Genomic DNA, 18,284 nt, shown 5'->3' with positions numbered 1-18,284 from the left:
ACGGCCTACCGGCCGGTTATCGCGATCGCATCCAACCCCTGGCTCAGTCTTTCTCCAGCCGTGAGAAATACATCCGGCCCAACCCGCGCCAGGTTTTCTTGTTCCAGGCCTTGAAAGGAATCTGCGCCAGCAACTCACGCGCCAGCTTGCGATCACGGTTGGCGGTCTTGAGGAACATGGAATTGAGAAACTTGTAGCGCACCTCGTCGTACAGCGGGTGATCGCTGAAGAGTGCGTAGGTGCGCAGGATGCTGTCGATCATGAAGCGGTGGTTCTTGTAGGAGTTGGTGGCGTGCTTGCGATAGCGCGCCATCAACACGTTCAGACCATCGATGAAGTAACCGGCATGGGTCACCTTCAACTCGATCAGCAAATCTTCCAGGCGAATGGTCGGGTCGAAACCGCCCACCTTCTCCAGCGCTTCGCGCCGGATCATCAGGGTGGGTGCCGGAGGATAGGGCTTGCGCTCCAGGAACATGTCATCGAAGTCCAGGCGACGGAACGGCACATCCCGGCGCTGGCGCTTCTCCGGGTAGAGGTTGCCGTCGGCATCGATCAGCTCGATGTTGCCGGCGCAAATGCCGACCTCGGGCTTGCCGCCCATATGTGCGACCTGGATGGCGATTCGCTCCGGCAACATGATGTCATCCGAACCGAACGGCACGATCAGGCTGCCCTTTGCCCGGGCAATCGCCCCATTGAGGGTGTTGGTCAGCCCCTGGTTTTCCTGGACCCGAAAGTCGAAACCATGGGTGGCCTGCAACGCCTTGATCCGCTCGACGCTGTCGTCCTTCGAGCCATCGTCGATCACCAGCAACTCAATGTTTCGATAGGTCTGGTTGAGGACGCTGAGAATGCTCTGCTCGATGTAGGGGCCGTGGTTGTACGACGCGATAATGACCGTGACGATGGGTTGCGCGTCGTTCATGGCTGTTCCTTGCGGGCCTGTTCCAGGCCGGAGTCGATCAGATTGAGGTATTCGCGACGGAACTCCTCGATGTCATGGTGTTGTTGCAGATAGCGGAAAGCCTGCTCGCCCTTGGCCTTGAGTTCGTCATCCGACAGCCCGAGGTAGGTGTCCAGCGCAGCCTGCAGCGTCGGCACATCCTTGGGCGTAATCGCCAGGCCACCGGCCCCCTCGATGAGCGGCAACATGGCCGGCACGTTCGAGGCAATCACCGGCAAATGCCCGCTCATGCCTTCTAGCAGCGCCAGCCCGAGGCCTTCGGCCAGGGATGGCATGGTCCAGATGTCGAACGCGCGAATGTACTGCAGGGCGATTTCCTTGAACCCCAGCAAATGGGCACGACCGCTGAGGCCGAGGCGGTCGATTTCCGCAGCCAGGCGCGACTCTTCGCGGCCGGCACCGATGATCGCCAGCTGGGTATTCGGGTATTTGTCCTTGAGCGCGGCAAAGGCCTGCAGCAAATAGATATGGCCCTTGACCGGCACCAGCCGCCCCAGTGCACCGATCAGCCGTACCGACGGATCGATGCCGAGCATTTCACGGGCTTTCTCGCGGCTGTGCTGCAAAGCCTCGGCCTGCTCGATGTCGATGGCGTTGGTGATGGCATAGGTATTCTGGTCGGTGAAGCCACAGTCGCAGTCCAGCAGATACTGCTTGACCGCTGGCGACACGCCGACGAAACGCCAGTGACGATCGATGAGGCGCTGGGTCTGGCGGCGTCGGTAAAAACGGTCGTACTCGCCAAAGCCGTGGGAAATGCCAATGCACAACGGCACTTTCAACCAGCGGTTGAGCGCCAGCATCATGTTCACCGGCTTGAAGCGGTTGCAGATCACCACATCGAATTTTTCCCGGCGGCAGAACTTGTACAGCTGCCACATCGCCCGCAGGCGCATGCCCTTGAGGGACTTGTCGGAAAACTCGAAGTACACCGAACGATCGGCCCGGCTCACCGCTTCGCCCGGCCCGGGTTTGCCCCGCAGAAACGCGGCGGTCACTTCATATCGATCGGTGGGCAGGGCCTTGACGATTTGCTCCGCGAGGTCGGCGAAATCATGGGCTTTGACGTTGTAGTCAGGCTGCAGCTGCAGGACCTTTGACCGCTGACTCATAACTCTCCCCGCTGAGAAACATTACCTGGTGTGTGCTTGATGGACCACAAAAGCTCATGGCGTCGGACGGCCTTGCGAAAGAATTCGTTCTCGCCATAGGTGGGCGGTACCCGGCCAGCCAACAACCGCTGGATCAGGCGACGCAGGCGGCGCTTGAACGGCATCGGCGGCTGCAGGTCGTGCATCATGCCCAACGCCATGGCCTTGTCCCGCTGTTGCTCCAGCGGCATCGGCAGGCAATAAGGCTGCATCGGCCGGGCCGGATCGAAGGCCGGCGGCAAGGCGATGCCGTCACCGCTATCGCCCATCGGCCAACGGTCGTTGTCGTGCAAGTGGTTGGCGTAGCCCAACAGCGTGGTCGGTTGCCAGTCCAGGCCTTGCAAGGCCTCGAGGACTGCCGCCTGGGCGCAGATATGATCGGGATGCGGATCCAGGGTCGGATGCGGCAGCACGATGACTTCGGGTCGGGCCCGCAGCAGCAACTCACGCAGATCCGCCAGCAGATTGTTCCAGGTCGGCGCGCCATCGGCATCGCCCGGTAGCGCGAAAGGGTTCAACTGGCGGAACAGCCGGGTGTCGCTCAGGTCGGCTTCCCGCGATCCCGCCGCCACGGCTGGCGCGGCCTGCATGCTCGCCAGTTGCAGACAGAAATAACCCAGCTGTACGCAGTGAGCCTCGGGCACACCGGCCCAACGCGGCACGGCAATGCTGTCCCAGGTACGCAGACGGCCTTTCAAGCGGGCCGCATCGACCTTGTTCAGACCCATCTGCCGATAGTGTTCGGCTTCGATTTCACCGGCAGTCAGTGTGACGATCCAGGTTTCGTCGGCCTGGCTGTACAAACCGTAGGCCGCCAGCTCGGCGTCATCGGCGTGGGGCGCGATGACCATCACCCGCTGACGCCGGTAATCCGGATGCTCGAACGCCCACAGCACAGGCTCGCCGAGCACGTGACAGAAACGCCCTCGCAAGCGCAGGTCACCACGGGACAGCGCCTGGGCCTGACCACTGAGATTGAGGTAACGCAGGCCGTTCACGCCCCGCTCGAAGGTTTGCCGGTCAGGATTTTCGCCCCCCGCCAACTCGACCACCGGATCGATAAACCGCCCCAGCCAGGTGCTTTTTACCCGCAGGGCCAACACCAGCGTCGCGTCGTCGACCAGCATCACGCCCTCGTCCAGCCGCAAATGTTCACCGCTCAGGTGCACCTTGGGCTGTGGCGTGTACGGAGGAAAGCTGTACTGGTAATCGTCTTTCGGCGAGTAGAACAGATGATCTGCAAACCAGGCTTCGTGGGCAATCCAGCCGAGAACCGCCAGCACCAGCGGCAACCACCAGGCCACCAGCACACCGATGACGATCAACAGCACCAGCGCAATCAACAGGCCGATGCGTTTAGTGCGCCGATGGCGCTTGAGCAGTTGCTGTTTGCGGCTCATGGCTTGGCTCATACGGTGAAGACCGGCACAGGGTTGCACCAGCGATCCTTGTATTCACGGTCGGCGCGACCGAAAGAAAAACGCAACGGCTTGTCCAGCGCCCGGGCATGCTCCCAAGCGCTTTGCGTATTGAGAAAACTCAGTACGCTGCCGGGGCTGAACTCGCGAGTCTCGGGATCGACCCCGCCGTTGATGTACTCGACGCTGATCCACTGCGAAGTTTCGACGCGGTACACCAATTGAATCGCAATCGGCGCATCGTTGAGAAAAATCACCGAACCGATCAGCAACTCGCGCAGCAACTCGATGACCTCGGCCATGCGTTCGGCACCCGTCGCCGGGAAGCCCCAACGGCGCTGGAACAGGTCGCAATAAATCGCCGCCAACTCAGCGCTGGAGAATTCGGATACCGGCCGCACCACACCCCCGGCCTCTTCCAGCAAGCGCAATTCGCGGCGCTGGTTGTAGCGAAACTTCTTCGACAGCTCCTCGGGGGTACGAGCCATGGCCAGTTGCTCGGCCTGCAACCGGATGCCGGTGAACCGCCCCTCGTTCAACGCCGACAGATAGCGCCCGCGATGGCGCAAAGGCGCCTGGGTATCGGCCGCGGCCGGCAGGATGATCTCGGCGTTGCCCAGGTCGAACAGGCCTTTCTTGCCGCGACGCTTGAGCACGTCCTTGGACAAGGCCAGGTCGCGACCCCAGGTCGGGATCGCCGCCTTGACCTCATCACCCTGCATCCAGGCCAGGTAGCGCACCGGGATGTCGGCCAGTTGCGCCAGGCGCTCGACCACCATGGGATGAGTTGCGACGCTGCCGCCATAACGCTGCCAGGTTTCGGCGTAAGTCGAGGCGTCGACTACCGCCCAGCCACGCTCGCGCCAGCCTTGAAATCGGTTGAGCATCAGCCCCTCTGTGCCAGTTCGGTAACGTGCGGCAAGTGCCAGAAAGCATCGCGCACTGCGCGGTCGGAAAAGCGTTCGCGCAAGCGCTCGAGCATCATCTCGGCACACTGCCGGCGTTGCTGATCATCCATGGCAGCCAGGTGTTGCAGGCCCTGGGCCAGATGTCCGGCATCGCCCAAGGGGAACAGGATACCCACGCCCTCGACCACTTCTTTCGCGCCGCCGCACGCCGTGGCGAGCAAAGGTACGCCGGCGGCCATGGCCTCCAGCAGTACCATGCCGAACGGTTCGTGATCGGAACTCAGGGCGAACACATCGAAGGCGCGGAAATAGTTGCGCGCATCCGGCACCTGACCGAGGAACAGCACCCGGTCGCCGATACCCAGCTCGCGGGCCTGAGCCTTGAGGTCTTCCTCCAGGCGCCCCTTGCCGAGAATCACCAACTGGCTGTTGGCCGGTAACTGCGGCAATGCTTCGGCGAAACCATCGAGCAGCGTGGCCTGGTCCTTGTCCGGATGCAGGCGTCCGACGTTGCCGACAATCCAGACATCCGCCGCCAGCCCGAGGGTTTCCCGTGCCTCGCGAGCCGACACCTGCGTGGCTTGCAAGGCATCCACGTCGATGCGGTTGTACAGCGTCTGAATTCGCGAAGCCGGCCACTTCGGCAGGCAACTGCGCATGTCGTCGCGCACCGCGTCGGACACACCGAGCAGGCTCAAACGCTTGCGGAAAATATGGGCGAACAGTTTGCGGCTGCCGCGCTTGTAGTCTTCAAACCCGTGGTGCACACCAATGACCGGCAACGACGTACCGAGCAAGGCGATATAGATAGGCTTGAAGCGATGAGCGATGCAGAAACTGAAGTTGCGCGACGCGGCGATCTTGCGCAGATCGCCGATGGCGCCCAGTTTCAGACCACGAATGGCCTTGGAACTGTACTCCATGAACAGCACCTCGTCGGAGGCGCAGCCCGCGGCGACTTCGGCATCGGCAACCCCGGTGAGAAACACCGTGGTCACACGATAACCGGTCCCGGCGAACAGGCTGGCGTACTGCCGTGCGCAGTCCAGGAACGGCCCGTCATAGCCGTGGCAGAACTGCAGCACATGACGTTCAGCCGAACGTGTCATAGGCGTTTGCGCCCTCTTTGACCACCAGGATGTCTTCCATGATCAGATACTGTAGATCCGAACCGAAGAACATGTTCAGCGCATCGGTCGGCGAGCAAATCATCGGTTCGCCGCGACGGTTGAGCGAGGTGTTGAGCGAAACGCCGTTGCCGGTGAGCACTTCCAGCGCTTTCATCATGTCGTAGTAGCGCGGGTTGTATTCGCGCTTGAGCACCTGGGCGCGGGAGGTGCCGTCTTCGTGGACGACTTCCGGCACGCGGGTCTTCCATTCTTCCGCCACTTCGAAGGTGAAGGTCATGAACGGAGCCGGGTGATCGATCTTGATCATCTGCGGCGCCACGGTGTCGAGCATCGACGGGCAGAAAGGCCTCCAGCGCTCGCGGAACTTGATCTGGTGGTTGATGCGATCGGCCACGCCCGGCACGCTCGGGCAACCGATGATCGAACGACCGCCCAGTGCACGCGGACCGAACTCCATGCGGCCCTGGAACCAGGCCACCGGGTTGCCATCGACCATGATTTTGGCGATCTGCTCCGGCATGTTGTCGAGCTTGCGCCAGGTCGGTTTGTTCTCGTGACGGGCGCAGGCGGCGATCACGTCTTCGTTGCTGTACGACGGGCCGAGGTAGACGTGTTCCATTTTCTCCACCGGTACGCCACGGGCGTGAGACACATAGGCCGCGGCGCCGACCGCGGTACCGGCATCACCGGACGCAGGCTGTACGAACAGCTCCTTGACGTCGTCGCGGGCGATGATTTTCTGGTTGAGCTTGACGTTCAACGCACAGCCACCGGCGTAGGCCAGTTTGCCGGTTTCCTTGAGCACGTCGCCCAGGTAGTAGTCGATCATCTGCAGCGCAATTTTCTCGAACAGCGCTTGAATGCTGGCGGCGTAGTGGATGTAAGGCTCGTCGGCGATGTCGCCTTCGCGCTTGGGACCCAGCCACTCGATCAGCTTCGGCGAGAAGTAGTAACCCTTGCCCTTCTCTTTATAGCGACGCAGACCGATGACGTTGGCGTAGTCGGTGTTGATCACCAGCTCGCCGTTTTCGAACGAAGCCAGGCGCGAGAAATCGTATTTGCTGGCGTCGCCGTACGGCGCCATGCCCATGACCTTGAACTCACCGTCGAGCATGTCAAAACCGAGGAACTCGGTGATCGCGCCGTACAGGCCGCCGAGGGAGTCCGGATCGAAGAATTCCTTGATCTTGTGGATCTTGCCGTTTTCGCCGTAACCGAAGAAGGTCGTGGCGTACTCGCCCTTGCCGTCGATGCCCAGGATCGCGGTTTTCTCTTTGAAGCCGGAGCAGTGGTAGGCGCTGGAGGCGTGGGCCAGGTGATGCTCGACCGGCTCGATCTTGATCTTCTTCGGATCAAAGCCCAGTTGCTCCAGGCACCAGACGATCTTGTTGCGATAGCGCTTGTAGCGACGGTTGCCCATCAGGATCGCGTCGAGTGCACGGTCCGGGGCGTACCAGTAACGCTTGGCGTACTGCCAGCGAGCCTTGCCGAAAATGCTGATCGGGGCGAACGGAATCGCTACGACGTCAACGTCGGACGGCTTGATGCCAGCCTGCTCCAGGCAGAACTTCGCCGATTCATAGGGCATGCGGTTCTTTGCATGTTTATCGCGTACGAAGCGTTCCTCTTCAGCCGCCGCGACCAGCTTGCCGTCGATGTACAGGGCTGCGGAAGGATCATGGCTAAGGGCGCCGGACAGGCCAAGAATCGTCAATGCCACAGGGGTCTAGCCTCTTTAGTCTGCATGCAGGCGCAAGCGCCTCAAAAATTAATGTGCCCTCGCAAGGGGCGAGAGACAGCTAAAGGGCGGGATTATAGCGTAAAAGCAGCGGCTAGCCTCTAGCTACAAGCGGCAAGCCACCAGGGTGGTGCCCTTGCGATTACTTTTAACCGCGCGAAGGCCGCCAGTAGACAAGGATATTACCGTCCACGCTCTGCCGGTAAATCGTGTAGGGCAAGGCGGCGGTGTCCAGTGCGCCGGACAGGGCCAGGTCGAGCAAAATGAGCGGTACAAGGACACCCGTGGGATCGGGCGGTGCGTTCAATACGCAGAAGTCATAAGCGAGGCCGCTATAGACCCGGGGGATGGACTGGCAATAGGTCTTTTGCCTGCGCAACCCGTGCGCGGCTTCGGCTTCATCCTGCAGGACCGTAGCGGCGGTCCCGCAGCCCATTAGCGACACGGACAAAACACCCGATGAAACTGCCATTTTGATCGACACAGCCGGCCCTCCGAGAACGTCAGGCAAACTAGCATCGGGGCGATTTCGGCCACAGTTCATGGCTTCCCAAGATCGCGTAGGACGGTTCACAAGAACCTGTCTGCTTTCTCGGTTGGCAGTTCCGGCCCCTTCGCGAGCAAGCCCGCTCCCACAGGGATTTCTGAGCGACCGGAACCACTGTGGGAGCGGCGGTGCGGCGATCCGACTTGCTCGCGAAAGGACCAAAGGTCCGATTCAGGCCGCGCTGGAGATATCTTTGGGCAAACGCTGATCGATGACCTGATAAAGCGCACTGCCTTCAGGCCAGTTACGCATGAACCGCGCCCGATCCCGCGCATATGCCGGTGCATAACTGGTCAGCGAGCCGTGCTGGCACATCGAGTCGAGGTCGATCAACGCCCAGCGATCCTGCTGCCAGAACAGGTTATGGCCCTTGAAGTCGCCATGACTGATACGCAAACGAATCAGCTCGGCAAACAGATGATCCAGCGCCGCCAGTTCGGCCTGCGGTGCGTCACCGCTTTCAACATAGGGCGCAAAACGCTCGATGATGTCCGGCCCCGGCAGATACTCGGTGATCAGGTACGCCCGGCTGCGCAGCCACAGGAAACGCTTCTCCAGCAACGCCAGCGGCTTGGGCGTGGCAATCCCGAGGAACGCCAGGCGATTGCCTTCGCGCCATGAATGCCAGGCCCGGCTCGGGCGCCAGAAACGCTTGAGCCAGTGGGCAAAACCCTTGATGTTGTAGCGTTTGATCACCAGCGTGCGGCCATCCACCTCGACCTTGCCAACACTCGCCGCACCGCCGGTCTTGTAGAGATGCCCCTGGTCGAGCAAGGCATCGGCCTGCTCCAGCACCGGCACCATCGACGCCTCTTCCTCGCGGCGAATCGCCCGCAGTCCGAAGGCCCCGCGCTGGACGCTGAACAGCGTGCACTCGCGACCGACCTTGATCAGGAAGTCCTTGAGGCGCCAGTTGCGGACCTTGTCGATCTGCTTCTGCAGCGCCTCCATAGGCAAGGCGTGTTCGCCGTTGCTGAGCAGGTAATACACCAGCAACTCTTCAATGAAGGGCTCGATCGACTTCGGCAACTGGGCGAAGAACACCCCGAGGTTTTCCAGGACTTTCTGCCGCGACAGCGGCTGGCCAGGCGTCTCGCAGCAGATACCGGCCCCATCGATCAGGTACAGGCGGCCGCCCTGGCGCAGTAGATTGTCCAGGTGCAGGTCTTCCTGCCACAGGCCCTTGCGATGCATCTGACCGATTGCACCCAACGCCTCGGCCAGCACCGCCCCTTGTCCATCGGACAGTACGGGCTGCTGCTCAACCTGCTTCCAGGTGTCGCCCAGGCTTTCGGCATGCTCAAGGAAATCAAACAGCAGCCAGCCACCCTCGCCGTCTTTCAGGCCGTCGGCCAACAACTGCGGCGTGGTCAGGCCCTGGTCGGAAAGTCGGCGCACGCCGTCCAGTTCACGCTGAAAATGCCGTGCAGCCTTGCTGCCGACCAGCAACTTGGCCAACACCGGCCGGCCACGCCAGACACCGGCACCGACATAACGCTGCCCCGGCAATACCCGCAACAGGCTCAACAGCTGCAAATCGGCGGGACCGGCGGCATCGGCCAGCGTAACGCTCAGCGGCAAAGCCGGATGGCGGCCAGCGGATTTCAATTCGGACAAACGCATTAACGTGGCCCCTTTTGGCTGCGCCGTGCGGTCAAGCGCTGCAGCCAGCTGTCGATCAGCGAGCTGTCCTGCGGCTGATCCAGATAGGCCGCCAGCAATTGCCGCAGCTGCGATTCGCCCCACTCGGGCGCGCGGCGCGTCAGCGGTTCCAGGTCCTTGATGCGGTCACGCTGCCCGTACAGCAGCGGCCGGGTCTTTTCCAGGTCGATCAATTGAGCCTGGTAGCCGTGGCCGGTGGCACGCATGAAAATGTGCTTGGGATAGAAACACCCGTGCACCTGGCGTGCAGCGTGCAGTTGCCGGGCCAGTTCGCCACTGGCCTTGAGGATCTCCGAGTGCTGTTCAGGGCTCAATTGAGCCCAGCGCTGCAACAACGAGTCGAGGTCGTCCCAGCCATCCAGGGCGCGGGTCAGCAGGATTGCGCGGACTTCGCCATTGACCTTGCGCTGCCCGTAGAACACCGCTTCCAGCGCCGGAATGCCCATCTTCCGGTAACGGGAGATGTTGCGAAACTCACGGGCAAAACTCGGCTCGCCGAACGGCGCGCGCAAGGTGCGGGTCAGGTAGTTGCTTTGACGCTTGAGGTAGTAGCCATGACCTTCCAGATCCAGCCGAAACACGCTGCTCCAGCCGCCGCGACCGGTGTTGGGTTCGTCCACCGCATCGAGCTGCTTGGCCCAGAGCGCCTCGAACGTGCCGAGACCATGGCGCTCAAGCAGCGCACGGTCTTCAGCGGCCAGAAAATCAGTCATTCGCGCCCCTCGAAAAATCTCACCACGTGCCGGATGCGTTTCTTGTCCGCAGCGTTGAGCCGGGTCCGGTTGCGGTATTGCAGGTAAAAGCGCAGGCGCTGGGTAGCCGACAGTTGATACTTGGCAACCTTGTCCAGGCACGCCAGATCCTTGGTGATTCGGTACTTGAGCCAGAAACCGCGCCAAAAGTCGCCGTTGGGGCAATCGATCAGAAACAGTCGAGCCTCGTCGTCGATCAGCAGGTTGCGCCACTTCAGATCATTATGGGTGAAGCGGTGATCGTGCATGGTCCGGGTGTACTGGGCCAACTGACGACTGACGGCATCGACCCAGGCGCGATCCGACAGTTTCGGATCGCGTCGCTCGGCCAGTGCCGACAAGTCTTCGGTACGCGGCAGTTCCCGGGTAATCATCGCACCGCGAGCGTAGGCCGCACCGCGACGTTCCAGCCCCCAGGCCACCACCTCGGCCGTGGGAATGCCCCACTTGGCGAAACGCTTGAGGTTCTGCCACTCCATCTTCACCCGAGGCTTGCCGAGGTAACGCCGCAAGCCTTTGCCGGCACCCACGTAGCGCTTGACGTAATAGTTGACGCCATTGCGCTGAACGCGAATGACCTCGGAGAGCAGGTCCTTGGTCAACCGCTCGCCCTGAAGCGCAAACACCGCCTCAAGGCTGCCGAAGTCATCGGCCAGATCGCTGTAGGCCGGTTCCAGTTTCCAACCCGACATCAGAGCGCATCCCCGTATCGCTGTTTACGCTCGTAGAGCTTGTTGGCCTTGCCATCGAGCCAGCTCAGCAGCCCGGCTTCTTCGCTCAGGATCTGCCGCAGCGGCTGCTGGAAATAGCCTTTGAGAAAACGCAATTTGTCGCGGCGGGTCAGGCCGATGTCCAGGGCGGAAAAGTACAGGGCGGCCAGATCCTTGTTGCGCCAGCGCGAGGTGATCGCCGGACGGGTCTGGGCGCGGTGCAGGTCGATCACCGAAAGCTTGAAGTCATCAAAGGTCACCGGTTTGTCGGTGTGCAGCAGGAAATGGCAGATGTAGCAGTCGCGGTGGTTGACCCCGGCGCGGTGCATCATGCCGGTCATGCGTGCGACTTCGGCGATCAGCGCGCGCTTGAGTTTTGGCTCCGGCGGCTGCTTGACCCAGTTGATGCTGAAGTCTTCGAGGCTGACGGTGGGCGCCAACTCTTCGGTAACGATGAACGAGTGCTGGTCGGCCGGGTTACTGCCCTTCTCGCCATACGCGACAGCGGTCATGGTCGGCACGCCGGCTTCCTGCAGGCGCTGAATGGCCCTCCACTCCTGGCCGGCACCCAGTACCGGGAGCTTGGCCGTGAGCAGGTTCTTGAAGATTTCGCCCCAGCCGATGCCACGGTGGATTTTCACGAAAAACCCGTTGCCGTCGACTTCCGTGCGCAATGTCCGGCGCGCTTCCAGCTCGCGGTACACCTCGCCCTTGAGCCCCTCGACTTCGGCGAACGGGTCGCGTCCGGCCCAGAGGCTCTTGAACGGTTCAGCCAGCATCAACTTCATTTAAGCGTGCTCCGCCAGAATCACATCGGCCGCGTGTTGCGGCATGCTGTAGAGGTCGGCCGTTTCGGCGAAGGCCAGACCATTGCGGCTCCAGGCCGCCCTTGCTTGAGCGTCGTTCAACATGCCGGTCAGGTATTGCGTCAGCTGCGCCTGATCGAAGGGCTCGTCCAACACCAGGCCCGCATCGGCCTCGGCGATGTAATGGGCGTAACCGCACACCGCGCTCACCAACACCGGCAAGCCGGCCACCAGTGCTTCGAGCAGCACGGTGCCGGTGTTTTCGTTGTACGCCGGGTGGATCAACAGATCGGCACCCAACAGGAAACGCGGGATATCGCTGCGGCCCTTGAGGAACGTGACGTTGTCGCCCAACCCCAATGTCGCACTCTGCATCTGGAATAACTTGGGGTCATCCTGGCCAATTACAAACAGCCGGGTGCGCTTCCTCAACTCGGCAGGCAGCGCCGCCAGTGCCTTGAGGCTGCGATCGACGCCCTTGGTCTTGAACCCGGAGCCGATCTGCACCAGCAGCAGTTCGTCGTCCTTGAGGTCGAACTCAGCGCGGAACCCGGCGCGAATGTCATCAGCATCAGCCGGTCGGCGACGGTCCTGAGCGATACCCGGTGGCAGCAGGTGGAAACGCTCCAGCGGCGTGTCGTAATGCTTGATGAACAGCGGCTGCTGGACCTCGGAAATCATCAGCACTTCAGTCTTCGCATCCCTGGCGAACACCGCGCGCTCGTATTCGGCGAAGTGGCGATAGCGGCCCCAGCGGCGGTAGAGCGAGTTGCGCAGGTTCTGCGCCTTGTCTTCGAAGCAGCCGTCGGCGGCGTAGTAGACGTCCAGGCCCGGCATCTTATTGAAGCCAATCAAGCGGTCGACCGGTCGTTTGGCCAGGTGGGCTTCCATCCATTCGCTGAGTTTTTCGTTGCGTCGATGGTTGAAGAACGCCTTGACCGGCGCCACCAGCACTTCGAAACCCGGCGGTACGTCGCCCTCCCAGATCAGCGTGTAGACGCGAATCTGATGGCCGCGCTTCTGGCACTCCAGGGCAATGCGCATGAAATCGCGCTGCAAGCCGCCAAACGGAAAATATTTGTACAGGACAAATGCCAATTGCATCAGCGCAGCTCCTCAGCCATTAACAACGTGCTCAGTCGGCTGGCGACACGCTCGGGGTTCAGACGCGTGAAGCACAGGGGCCACTCGCGTTTCAGGTCAAATTGACGGGCATCTTCGGCCGTCGGTTGATAGGTGCATTTCTTTTGCAGGCACGGCGCACACGGGAAGTCGCTGGCCAGGTGAATCTGCACCTTGCCGTAGGCGCCGGTCAGGCCCGGATTGGTCGGACCGAACAGCGACAGCGTCGGCACATCCAGCGCAGCGGCCAGATGGCCCAGGCCGGTATCCACCGCCACGCAGGCTTGCGCGCCAGCCAGCACCTTGCCAACACCGGCCAGGTTCAACTTGGGCAACACTTCGGCGTGTTTGAAACCGGCAGCGATGCGCTCGGCCCGGGCTTTCTCCTGCGCATTGCCCCAAGGCAACTTGACCCCGACGCCAAGGTATCCGACCCGTTCGGTCAGCTCGCGCCAGTAAGCTTCAGGCCAGTGCTTGGTGTCCCAGGTAGTACCATGCAGAAACACCACGTACGGATTCTTGCGCGGCAATTCCACCAGGCGCTCGACATTCAGACCGTAGTCGCCCATGCCTTTTGGCAAGTCATAGCCCAAGGCGATGGCGAACAACTGACGCACTCGCTCCACCGCGTGCTGCCCGCGGGCAACGGCCAGACGCCGATTGTAAAAGCGCGCAGCGATGGGTTCGCGCGCCGAGCTTTTATCGAGGCCGGCCACCGGTGCCTTGACGTAACGGGTCAGCCAGGCGCTTTTCAGCAAGCCCTGGGCGTCGATCACCAAGTCGTACTTCGTGGCGCGCACGCTTTGCTTGAAGCGCTTCCACTCACCGCTCTTGATGGTCTGCCAGATGTTTTTGCGCCAGCGACGAATCGCCACCGGAATCACCTTGCCCACCGCCGGATGCCAGGTCGGGATTTCGGCAAAGCCTTCTTCCACCACCCAGTCGAATTTGATGCCGGGAATCGCCCGCGCCGCGTCGGTCAACGCCGGCAACGCATGAATGACGTCGCCCAGCGAAGATGTCTTGATCAACAGAACCCGCAAGCTATTTGACCTCGACCACAGTGCCTTGCAACCGCTGCAAGGCTTCGTTCACCGCTTGCGGCATGAGTTGGCGCAGGCAGTTGTAATGGCCGAAACGGCAGGTGCGATCGAAGCACGGGCTGCACTCGATGCCCAGGCGTACGATTTCCACGTGCTCGGCCAACGGTGGCGTGAAACCCGGCGACGTCGAGCCGTAGACCGCGACCAGCGGGCGGTTCAGCGCGGCGGCGACGTGCATCAGGCCGGAGTCGTTGGACACCACCGAGTCGGCACAGGACAGCAGGTCGATGGCTTCGGCCAGCGAGGTGCCGCCGCTGAGGTTGACCGATTCTTCGCGCAGGCCGGGAATCAGCCGCGCGCGGATGTCTTCGCCCACGGCGTGGTCGTTTTTCGAACCGAACAGCCAGACTTGCCAGCCTTCACGGATCTTCGTTTCGGCGACCTTGGCGTAATGCTCGGACGGCCAGCGCTTGGACTCACCGAACTCGGCGCCGGGGCACAGGGCCAACACCGGACGGTCGAGGGTCAGGCCGAACCTGGCCAGTGCCGCCTCGCGGGTGACCGGGTCGATCTGCAGCATCGGACGCGGATAGGGTTTCGGCAACTCGACGCCCGGCTCGTAGGCCAAGGCCATGAAGCGCTCGATCATCAGCGGATAACGATCCTTATCCAGCGTGCGCACGTCATTGAGCAGGCCATAGCGGAATTCGCCACGCCAGCCGGTGCGCTTCGGGATGCCGGCAAAGAACGGCACCAGCGCCGACTTCAGGGAATTGGGCAACAGGATCGCCTGGTCGTACTGGCCGGCCAGGGATTTGCCGATGCGCCGGCGCGTCGCCAACTCCAGCACGCCATGACCGAGCGGAAAGCTCAAGGCCTGGCGAACTTCGGGCATGCGTTCAAGAATCGGCCGGCTCCACTCGGGGGCCAGCACGTCGATTTCGCACTGCGGGTGGCGTTGCTTGAGACACTGGAAAAGTGTCTGCGCCATCACCATGTCACCGACCCAACTGGGCCCAACGATCAGAATTTTCATGTGGTTTCCATAAACGAACCGGGGAGGCCTACGCCTCCCCGCCTCGAGAATCTCTGCGGGAGCATGCTGGCTTGCGATGGGTCATCACCTTCAACATTGCTGTCGACTGTCACTCCGCTATCGCGAGCAGGCTCGCTCCCACATTGGGTATTGGTGTACTTCGATCGGCATGACACTGCAGATCTACTGTGGGAGCGGGCTTGCCCGCGAAGGGGCCATCACATTCAATATCTCTATCGACTGACACTCCGCCTTCGCGAGCAAGCCCGCTCCCACCTTTGAATCTTGTCGCTCCGATTGACGCGTTTCAGCGTAGCCCCAGCTCACGCCAGATCCGCATGACCTGCTGCCGTTCGTCCGCGAACTGGTCGGCCGGTATCACCCCCGGGTTCTTCTGCAGAGCCTGTCGGTGGGCGGCGGAACGGTATGCTTTATACGCCTCACGCAACAGGCTGGCATCTTCGACGGGCATCAGCCCTTCGTGCTCCAGCTCTTCCAGAATGCGGATGTTATCGGTCCAGCGCAGCAATGGCGGGTGTGTTTCGGACCACGCCAGGGCCGCGTATTGCACCATAAATTCAATATCGACGATACCTCCGGCGTCCTGCTTGATATCGAACGGCGCCGTGGCTTCGAAGGCATTTGCCCCGGTACCGGCCGCCGTGCTCTTGCTGCCAAGATTATCGCGCATCTTGGCGCGCATCTCGCTGACCTCCTGGCGCAAGGTCGGCAAATCACGCGTCTTGCCCAATATCGCGGCACGGACTTTCTCGAAGGCCTGGCCGACATCCTGACTGCCCACCAGCACCCGCGCCCGCACCAGCGCCTGATGCTCCCAGGTCCAGGCTTCGTTCTCCTGATAACGGGCAAACGCCCCCAGGGAACTCACCAGCAATCCCGACGCACCGGACGGCCGCAGGCGCATGTCCACCTCATACAACTGCCCGGAGTTGGTCTGCGCCGTCAGCAGGTGAATGATCCGCTGCCCCAGACGGGTGAAAAATTGCGCGCCGTCGATGGGTTTGGGCCCATCGGTTTCAGCTTGCGGATCACCGTCGTGGATGAACACCAGGTCCAGGTCCGAACCATGCCCGAGTTCCAGGCCGCCGACTTTCCCATAACCGACAATGATGAAGCCGGGATCGCACAAGGTGCCATCGGTGCGCAGGGGCGTGCCGTACTTGGCCACGGTCTGGCGCCAGGCCAGTGCGAGCACCTGTTCAAGAATCGCTTCGGCGAGCCAGGTCAGGTAGTCGCTGACTTTCATCAGCGGCAGGCTGCCGGCGATTTCCGAGGCGGCCACCCGCAAGCGGTGCGCCAGCTTGAAGTGACGCAGCGCTTCCATTTGCTGTTCGAGGTCGTCCTCGGGAATCCGCGTCAGGCGCTCGCGCAACTCGGCGGCCAGTTCTGGTGCCAGTGGCGGCTTGAACAGTCGACCTTCGTTAAGCAATTCGTCGAGCAGCAGCGGGAAACGGGTGATTTGCTCGGCGATCCACGGGCTCGCGGCGCACAGCGTCAGCAAACGCCGCAAGGCGCCAGGGTTCTCGGTCAGCAGCACCAGGTACGCGGAGCGACGGGCCACGGCTTCAACCAGTGGCAACACGCGTTCCAACACCAGATCCGGATTGGCATGTTCCACGGCCTGCGCCAGCAAACGCGGAATAAACGCATCGAGACGTTCGCGTCCCAGACGCTGCATCGCCCGCAATTGCGGACTGCTGCGCAAGCCGGCCAAGGCGTTCAAGGCCTTGGGCGCATCCTTGAAACCACCCTCTTCCAGCTGGCGGCAAGCGGCCTCATCGTCCTGAGCCTCTTCCCACAGCGGCAACCACTCACCGCCGACCACCACTTCGCTTTCGGCACCCTGCTCTTCGTCGGGATCGGCGATCACCTGCCCGAAGTGCCAGGCTACGCGGCCACGCCAATACATCAGTTGTTCGTGGAACGCCGTCCAGTTGGCGAAACCCAGCATAAAGGCAATGCGCGCCTGATCCTGCTCGCCACTGGGCAACATTTGTGTCTGGCGGTCAGCGATCGCCTGAATCGCGTGTTCGGTGTAACGCAGGAATTCGTAGCCTTCGCGCAGCTCGCTGATCACCGCCGGCGGCAGATAACCCTGACCTTCCAGCGTGCTCAGCACCTTTAATAGCGGGCGCTGCTGCAAGCTCAGATCGCGGCCGCCGTGGATCAGCTGGAACGCCTGGGCAATGAACTCGACTTCGCGAATACCGCCGGATCCGAGCTTGATGTTGTCGGCCATGCCCTTGCGCCGCACTTCCTGCTGGATCAACTGCTTCATGGTGCGCAGCGCTTCGATGGCCGAGAAGTCCAGGTAACGCCGGTAAACGAATGGCCGCAGCATCTCTTGCAGTTGCGCGCCAGCCATCTGGTCGCCGGCCACCACCCGCGACTTGATCATCGCGTAGCGTTCCCAGTCGCGACCCTGGTCCTGGTAATACTGCTCCAGCGCATTGAAGCTCAGCACCAGCGCGCCCGCCGAACCGTAGGGGCGCAAGCGCATGTCGACGCGGAATACAAAGCCGTCGACGGTCATCGGGTCCAGGGCCTTGATCAACCGCTGGCCCAGACGAATGAAGAATTCCTGGTTATCCAGCGCGCGCTTCACGCCGAAGGTTTCGCCGCCCTCGGGATAGGCGAAAATCAGGTCGATGTCCGACGACAGGTTCAACTCCACGGCACCGAGCTTGCCCATGCCGAGGATGACCATCTGCTGCGGCTCGCCGCTGCGCCGTCCGGTCGGCACGCCGAACTGCTGGCAATGCCGCACGTACAACCATTGATAGGCCTGATCGATGCTGGCATCGGCCATGTCCGAGAGGTCGCGGCAGGTCTGGACCAAATCGGCCTGGCGGGTCAGGTCGCGCCAGATGATCCGCACCTGGTGGCGCGCGCGCTGGCGGCGCAGGGCACGGCCAAGCAGATCGTCGGTCTCGGCCGTGCTCACGGCGGCCGCGATCTGCGCGCACAACTCACCGGGCGCGTAGCTGCGGTCAAGCTCACCGGACTGCACCAGCTGCAGCAACATCAAAGGGTCACGTACAGACTGTTCAATCACGAAATCGCTGGCGGCGGTGACGCGGGCAAATTGTGCCCAGCGCTCTGGCGACCAGGCAGACAGCCCGTGATCATCGTCCAGAGTGGCGACGGCAGCCCGGAACGACTGCTCGGCGCGGGTGACAAACGGCAAGAGAATGGCCGGCAGTTCGGCAAGCGAAGGGAGGCTCATGGTCTATCCTTGATCGGCGTACAACGGACTGCATGTAGTGGTTTGCG

Annotated in this window: 15 protein-coding genes; all 15 read right to left on the bottom strand. The window is 62.0% G+C overall.

Annotated elements, in window-relative coordinates:
- Positions 1 to 43: 43 nt before the first annotated feature.
- A complete protein-coding gene (locus tag BSF40_RS07705) occupies positions 44 to 928 on the bottom strand; it encodes a glycosyltransferase (protein ID WP_095964672.1) in 885 nt (294 codons plus the stop codon).
- Positions 925 to 2,079 carry a glycosyltransferase family 4 protein gene (locus BSF40_RS07700; protein WP_095964671.1) on the bottom strand — a complete coding sequence of 385 codons (1,155 nt, stop codon included), beginning with the start codon at positions 2,077 to 2,079 and terminating at the stop codon, positions 925 to 927. Before BSF40_RS07700 ends, BSF40_RS07705 begins: the two co-directional genes overlap by 4 nt.
- A complete protein-coding gene (locus BSF40_RS07695; protein ID WP_095964812.1) occupies positions 2,076 to 3,518 on the bottom strand; it encodes a PIG-L deacetylase family protein in 1,443 nt (480 codons plus the stop codon). The genes BSF40_RS07700 and BSF40_RS07695 overlap by 4 nt, the downstream gene beginning before the upstream one ends.
- An 8-nt stretch (positions 3,519 to 3,526) precedes the next feature.
- Positions 3,527 to 4,423 (bottom strand): antimicrobial resistance protein Mig-14, encoded by an 897-nt coding sequence (locus BSF40_RS07690; RefSeq protein WP_095964670.1) that lies wholly within the window; start codon positions 4,421 to 4,423, stop codon positions 3,527 to 3,529.
- On the bottom strand, positions 4,423 to 5,553 hold the full coding sequence (locus BSF40_RS07685; RefSeq protein ID WP_095964669.1) for a glycosyltransferase: 1,131 nt from the start codon (positions 5,551 to 5,553) through the stop codon (positions 4,423 to 4,425). Before BSF40_RS07685 ends, BSF40_RS07690 begins: the two co-directional genes overlap by 1 nt.
- Positions 5,537 to 7,294, bottom strand: a complete 1,758-nt coding sequence (locus BSF40_RS07680) for a carbamoyltransferase (protein WP_095964668.1) — start codon at positions 7,292 to 7,294, stop codon at positions 5,537 to 5,539. The genes BSF40_RS07685 and BSF40_RS07680 overlap by 17 nt, the downstream gene beginning before the upstream one ends.
- A gap of 166 nt (positions 7,295 to 7,460) precedes the next feature.
- Complete coding sequence (locus tag BSF40_RS07675) at positions 7,461 to 7,796, bottom strand: YceK/YidQ family lipoprotein (protein WP_095964667.1); 336 nt, start codon at positions 7,794 to 7,796, stop codon at positions 7,461 to 7,463.
- Between the two features lie 234 nt (positions 7,797 to 8,030).
- Complete coding sequence (locus tag BSF40_RS07670; protein ID WP_095964666.1) at positions 8,031 to 9,482, bottom strand: lipopolysaccharide kinase InaA family protein; 1,452 nt, start codon at positions 9,480 to 9,482, stop codon at positions 8,031 to 8,033.
- A complete protein-coding gene (locus BSF40_RS07665) occupies positions 9,482 to 10,234 on the bottom strand; it encodes a lipopolysaccharide kinase InaA family protein (protein WP_015093189.1) in 753 nt (250 codons plus the stop codon). Before BSF40_RS07665 ends, BSF40_RS07670 begins: the two co-directional genes overlap by 1 nt.
- The gene (locus BSF40_RS07660; protein WP_015093188.1) at positions 10,231 to 10,965 is read right to left on the bottom strand and encodes a lipopolysaccharide kinase InaA family protein; all 735 of its coding nucleotides are present in this window, start codon (positions 10,963 to 10,965) and stop codon (positions 10,231 to 10,233) included. The genes BSF40_RS07665 and BSF40_RS07660 overlap by 4 nt, the downstream gene beginning before the upstream one ends.
- Positions 10,965 to 11,771 carry a lipopolysaccharide core heptose(I) kinase RfaP gene (gene rfaP / locus BSF40_RS07655; RefSeq protein ID WP_095964665.1) on the bottom strand — a complete coding sequence of 269 codons (807 nt, stop codon included), beginning with the start codon at positions 11,769 to 11,771 and terminating at the stop codon, positions 10,965 to 10,967. Before rfaP ends, BSF40_RS07660 begins: the two co-directional genes overlap by 1 nt.
- The gene (locus BSF40_RS07650) at positions 11,772 to 12,893 is read right to left on the bottom strand and encodes a glycosyltransferase family 4 protein (protein ID WP_095964664.1); all 1,122 of its coding nucleotides are present in this window, start codon (positions 12,891 to 12,893) and stop codon (positions 11,772 to 11,774) included.
- On the bottom strand, positions 12,893 to 13,954 hold the full coding sequence (gene waaC, locus BSF40_RS07645; RefSeq protein WP_007971808.1) for a lipopolysaccharide heptosyltransferase I: 1,062 nt from the start codon (positions 13,952 to 13,954) through the stop codon (positions 12,893 to 12,895). Before waaC ends, BSF40_RS07650 begins: the two co-directional genes overlap by 1 nt.
- 1 nt (position 13,955) lies before the next feature.
- The gene (gene waaF / locus BSF40_RS07640; protein WP_095964663.1) at positions 13,956 to 14,990 is read right to left on the bottom strand and encodes a lipopolysaccharide heptosyltransferase II; all 1,035 of its coding nucleotides are present in this window, start codon (positions 14,988 to 14,990) and stop codon (positions 13,956 to 13,958) included.
- A 307-nt stretch (positions 14,991 to 15,297) separates the two neighbouring features.
- Entirely contained in the window at positions 15,298 to 18,237 is a 2,940-nt protein-coding gene (gene glnE, locus BSF40_RS07635; RefSeq protein ID WP_095964662.1) for a bifunctional [glutamate--ammonia ligase]-adenylyl-L-tyrosine phosphorylase/[glutamate--ammonia-ligase] adenylyltransferase, read from the bottom strand.
- Between the last annotated feature and the right edge of the window lie 47 nt (positions 18,238 to 18,284).

It is taken from the genome of Pseudomonas sp. ACN5, assembly GCF_002303975.1.
Lineage (GTDB): Bacteria > Pseudomonadota > Gammaproteobacteria > Pseudomonadales > Pseudomonadaceae > Aquipseudomonas > Aquipseudomonas laurylsulfatiphila.
The sequence above is the reverse complement of the archived record's forward strand: the minus strand, read 5'-3'. Positions and strand labels throughout refer to the sequence as shown.

Excerpts from the sequence above, each read along its gene's own strand:
- BSF40_RS07705 (WP_095964672.1), bottom strand. The coding sequence starts at position 928 with ATGAACGACGCGCAACCCATCGTCACGGTCATTATCGCGTCGTACAAC.
- BSF40_RS07700 (WP_095964671.1), bottom strand. The coding sequence starts at position 2,079 with ATGAGTCAGCGGTCAAAGGTCCTGCAGCTGCAGCCTGACTACAACGTC.
- BSF40_RS07695 (WP_095964812.1), bottom strand. The coding sequence starts at position 3,518 with ATGAGCCGCAAACAGCAACTGCTCAAGCGCCATCGGCGCACTAAACGC.
- BSF40_RS07690 (WP_095964670.1), bottom strand. The coding sequence starts at position 4,423 with ATGCTCAACCGATTTCAAGGCTGGCGCGAGCGTGGCTGGGCGGTAGTC.
- BSF40_RS07685 (WP_095964669.1), bottom strand. The coding sequence starts at position 5,553 with ATGACACGTTCGGCTGAACGTCATGTGCTGCAGTTCTGCCACGGCTAT.
- BSF40_RS07670 (WP_095964666.1), bottom strand. The coding sequence starts at position 9,482 with ATGCGTTTGTCCGAATTGAAATCCGCTGGCCGCCATCCGGCTTTGCCG.
- BSF40_RS07665 (WP_015093189.1), bottom strand. The coding sequence starts at position 10,234 with ATGACTGATTTTCTGGCCGCTGAAGACCGTGCGCTGCTTGAGCGCCAT.
- BSF40_RS07660 (WP_015093188.1), bottom strand. The coding sequence starts at position 10,965 with ATGTCGGGTTGGAAACTGGAACCGGCCTACAGCGATCTGGCCGATGAC.
- rfaP (WP_095964665.1), bottom strand. The coding sequence starts at position 11,771 with ATGAAGTTGATGCTGGCTGAACCGTTCAAGAGCCTCTGGGCCGGACGC.
- BSF40_RS07650 (WP_095964664.1), bottom strand. The coding sequence starts at position 12,893 with ATGCAATTGGCATTTGTCCTGTACAAATATTTTCCGTTTGGCGGCTTG.
- waaF (WP_095964663.1), bottom strand. The coding sequence starts at position 14,990 with ATGAAAATTCTGATCGTTGGGCCCAGTTGGGTCGGTGACATGGTGATG.
- glnE (WP_095964662.1), bottom strand. The coding sequence starts at position 18,237 with ATGAGCCTCCCTTCGCTTGCCGAACTGCCGGCCATTCTCTTGCCGTTT.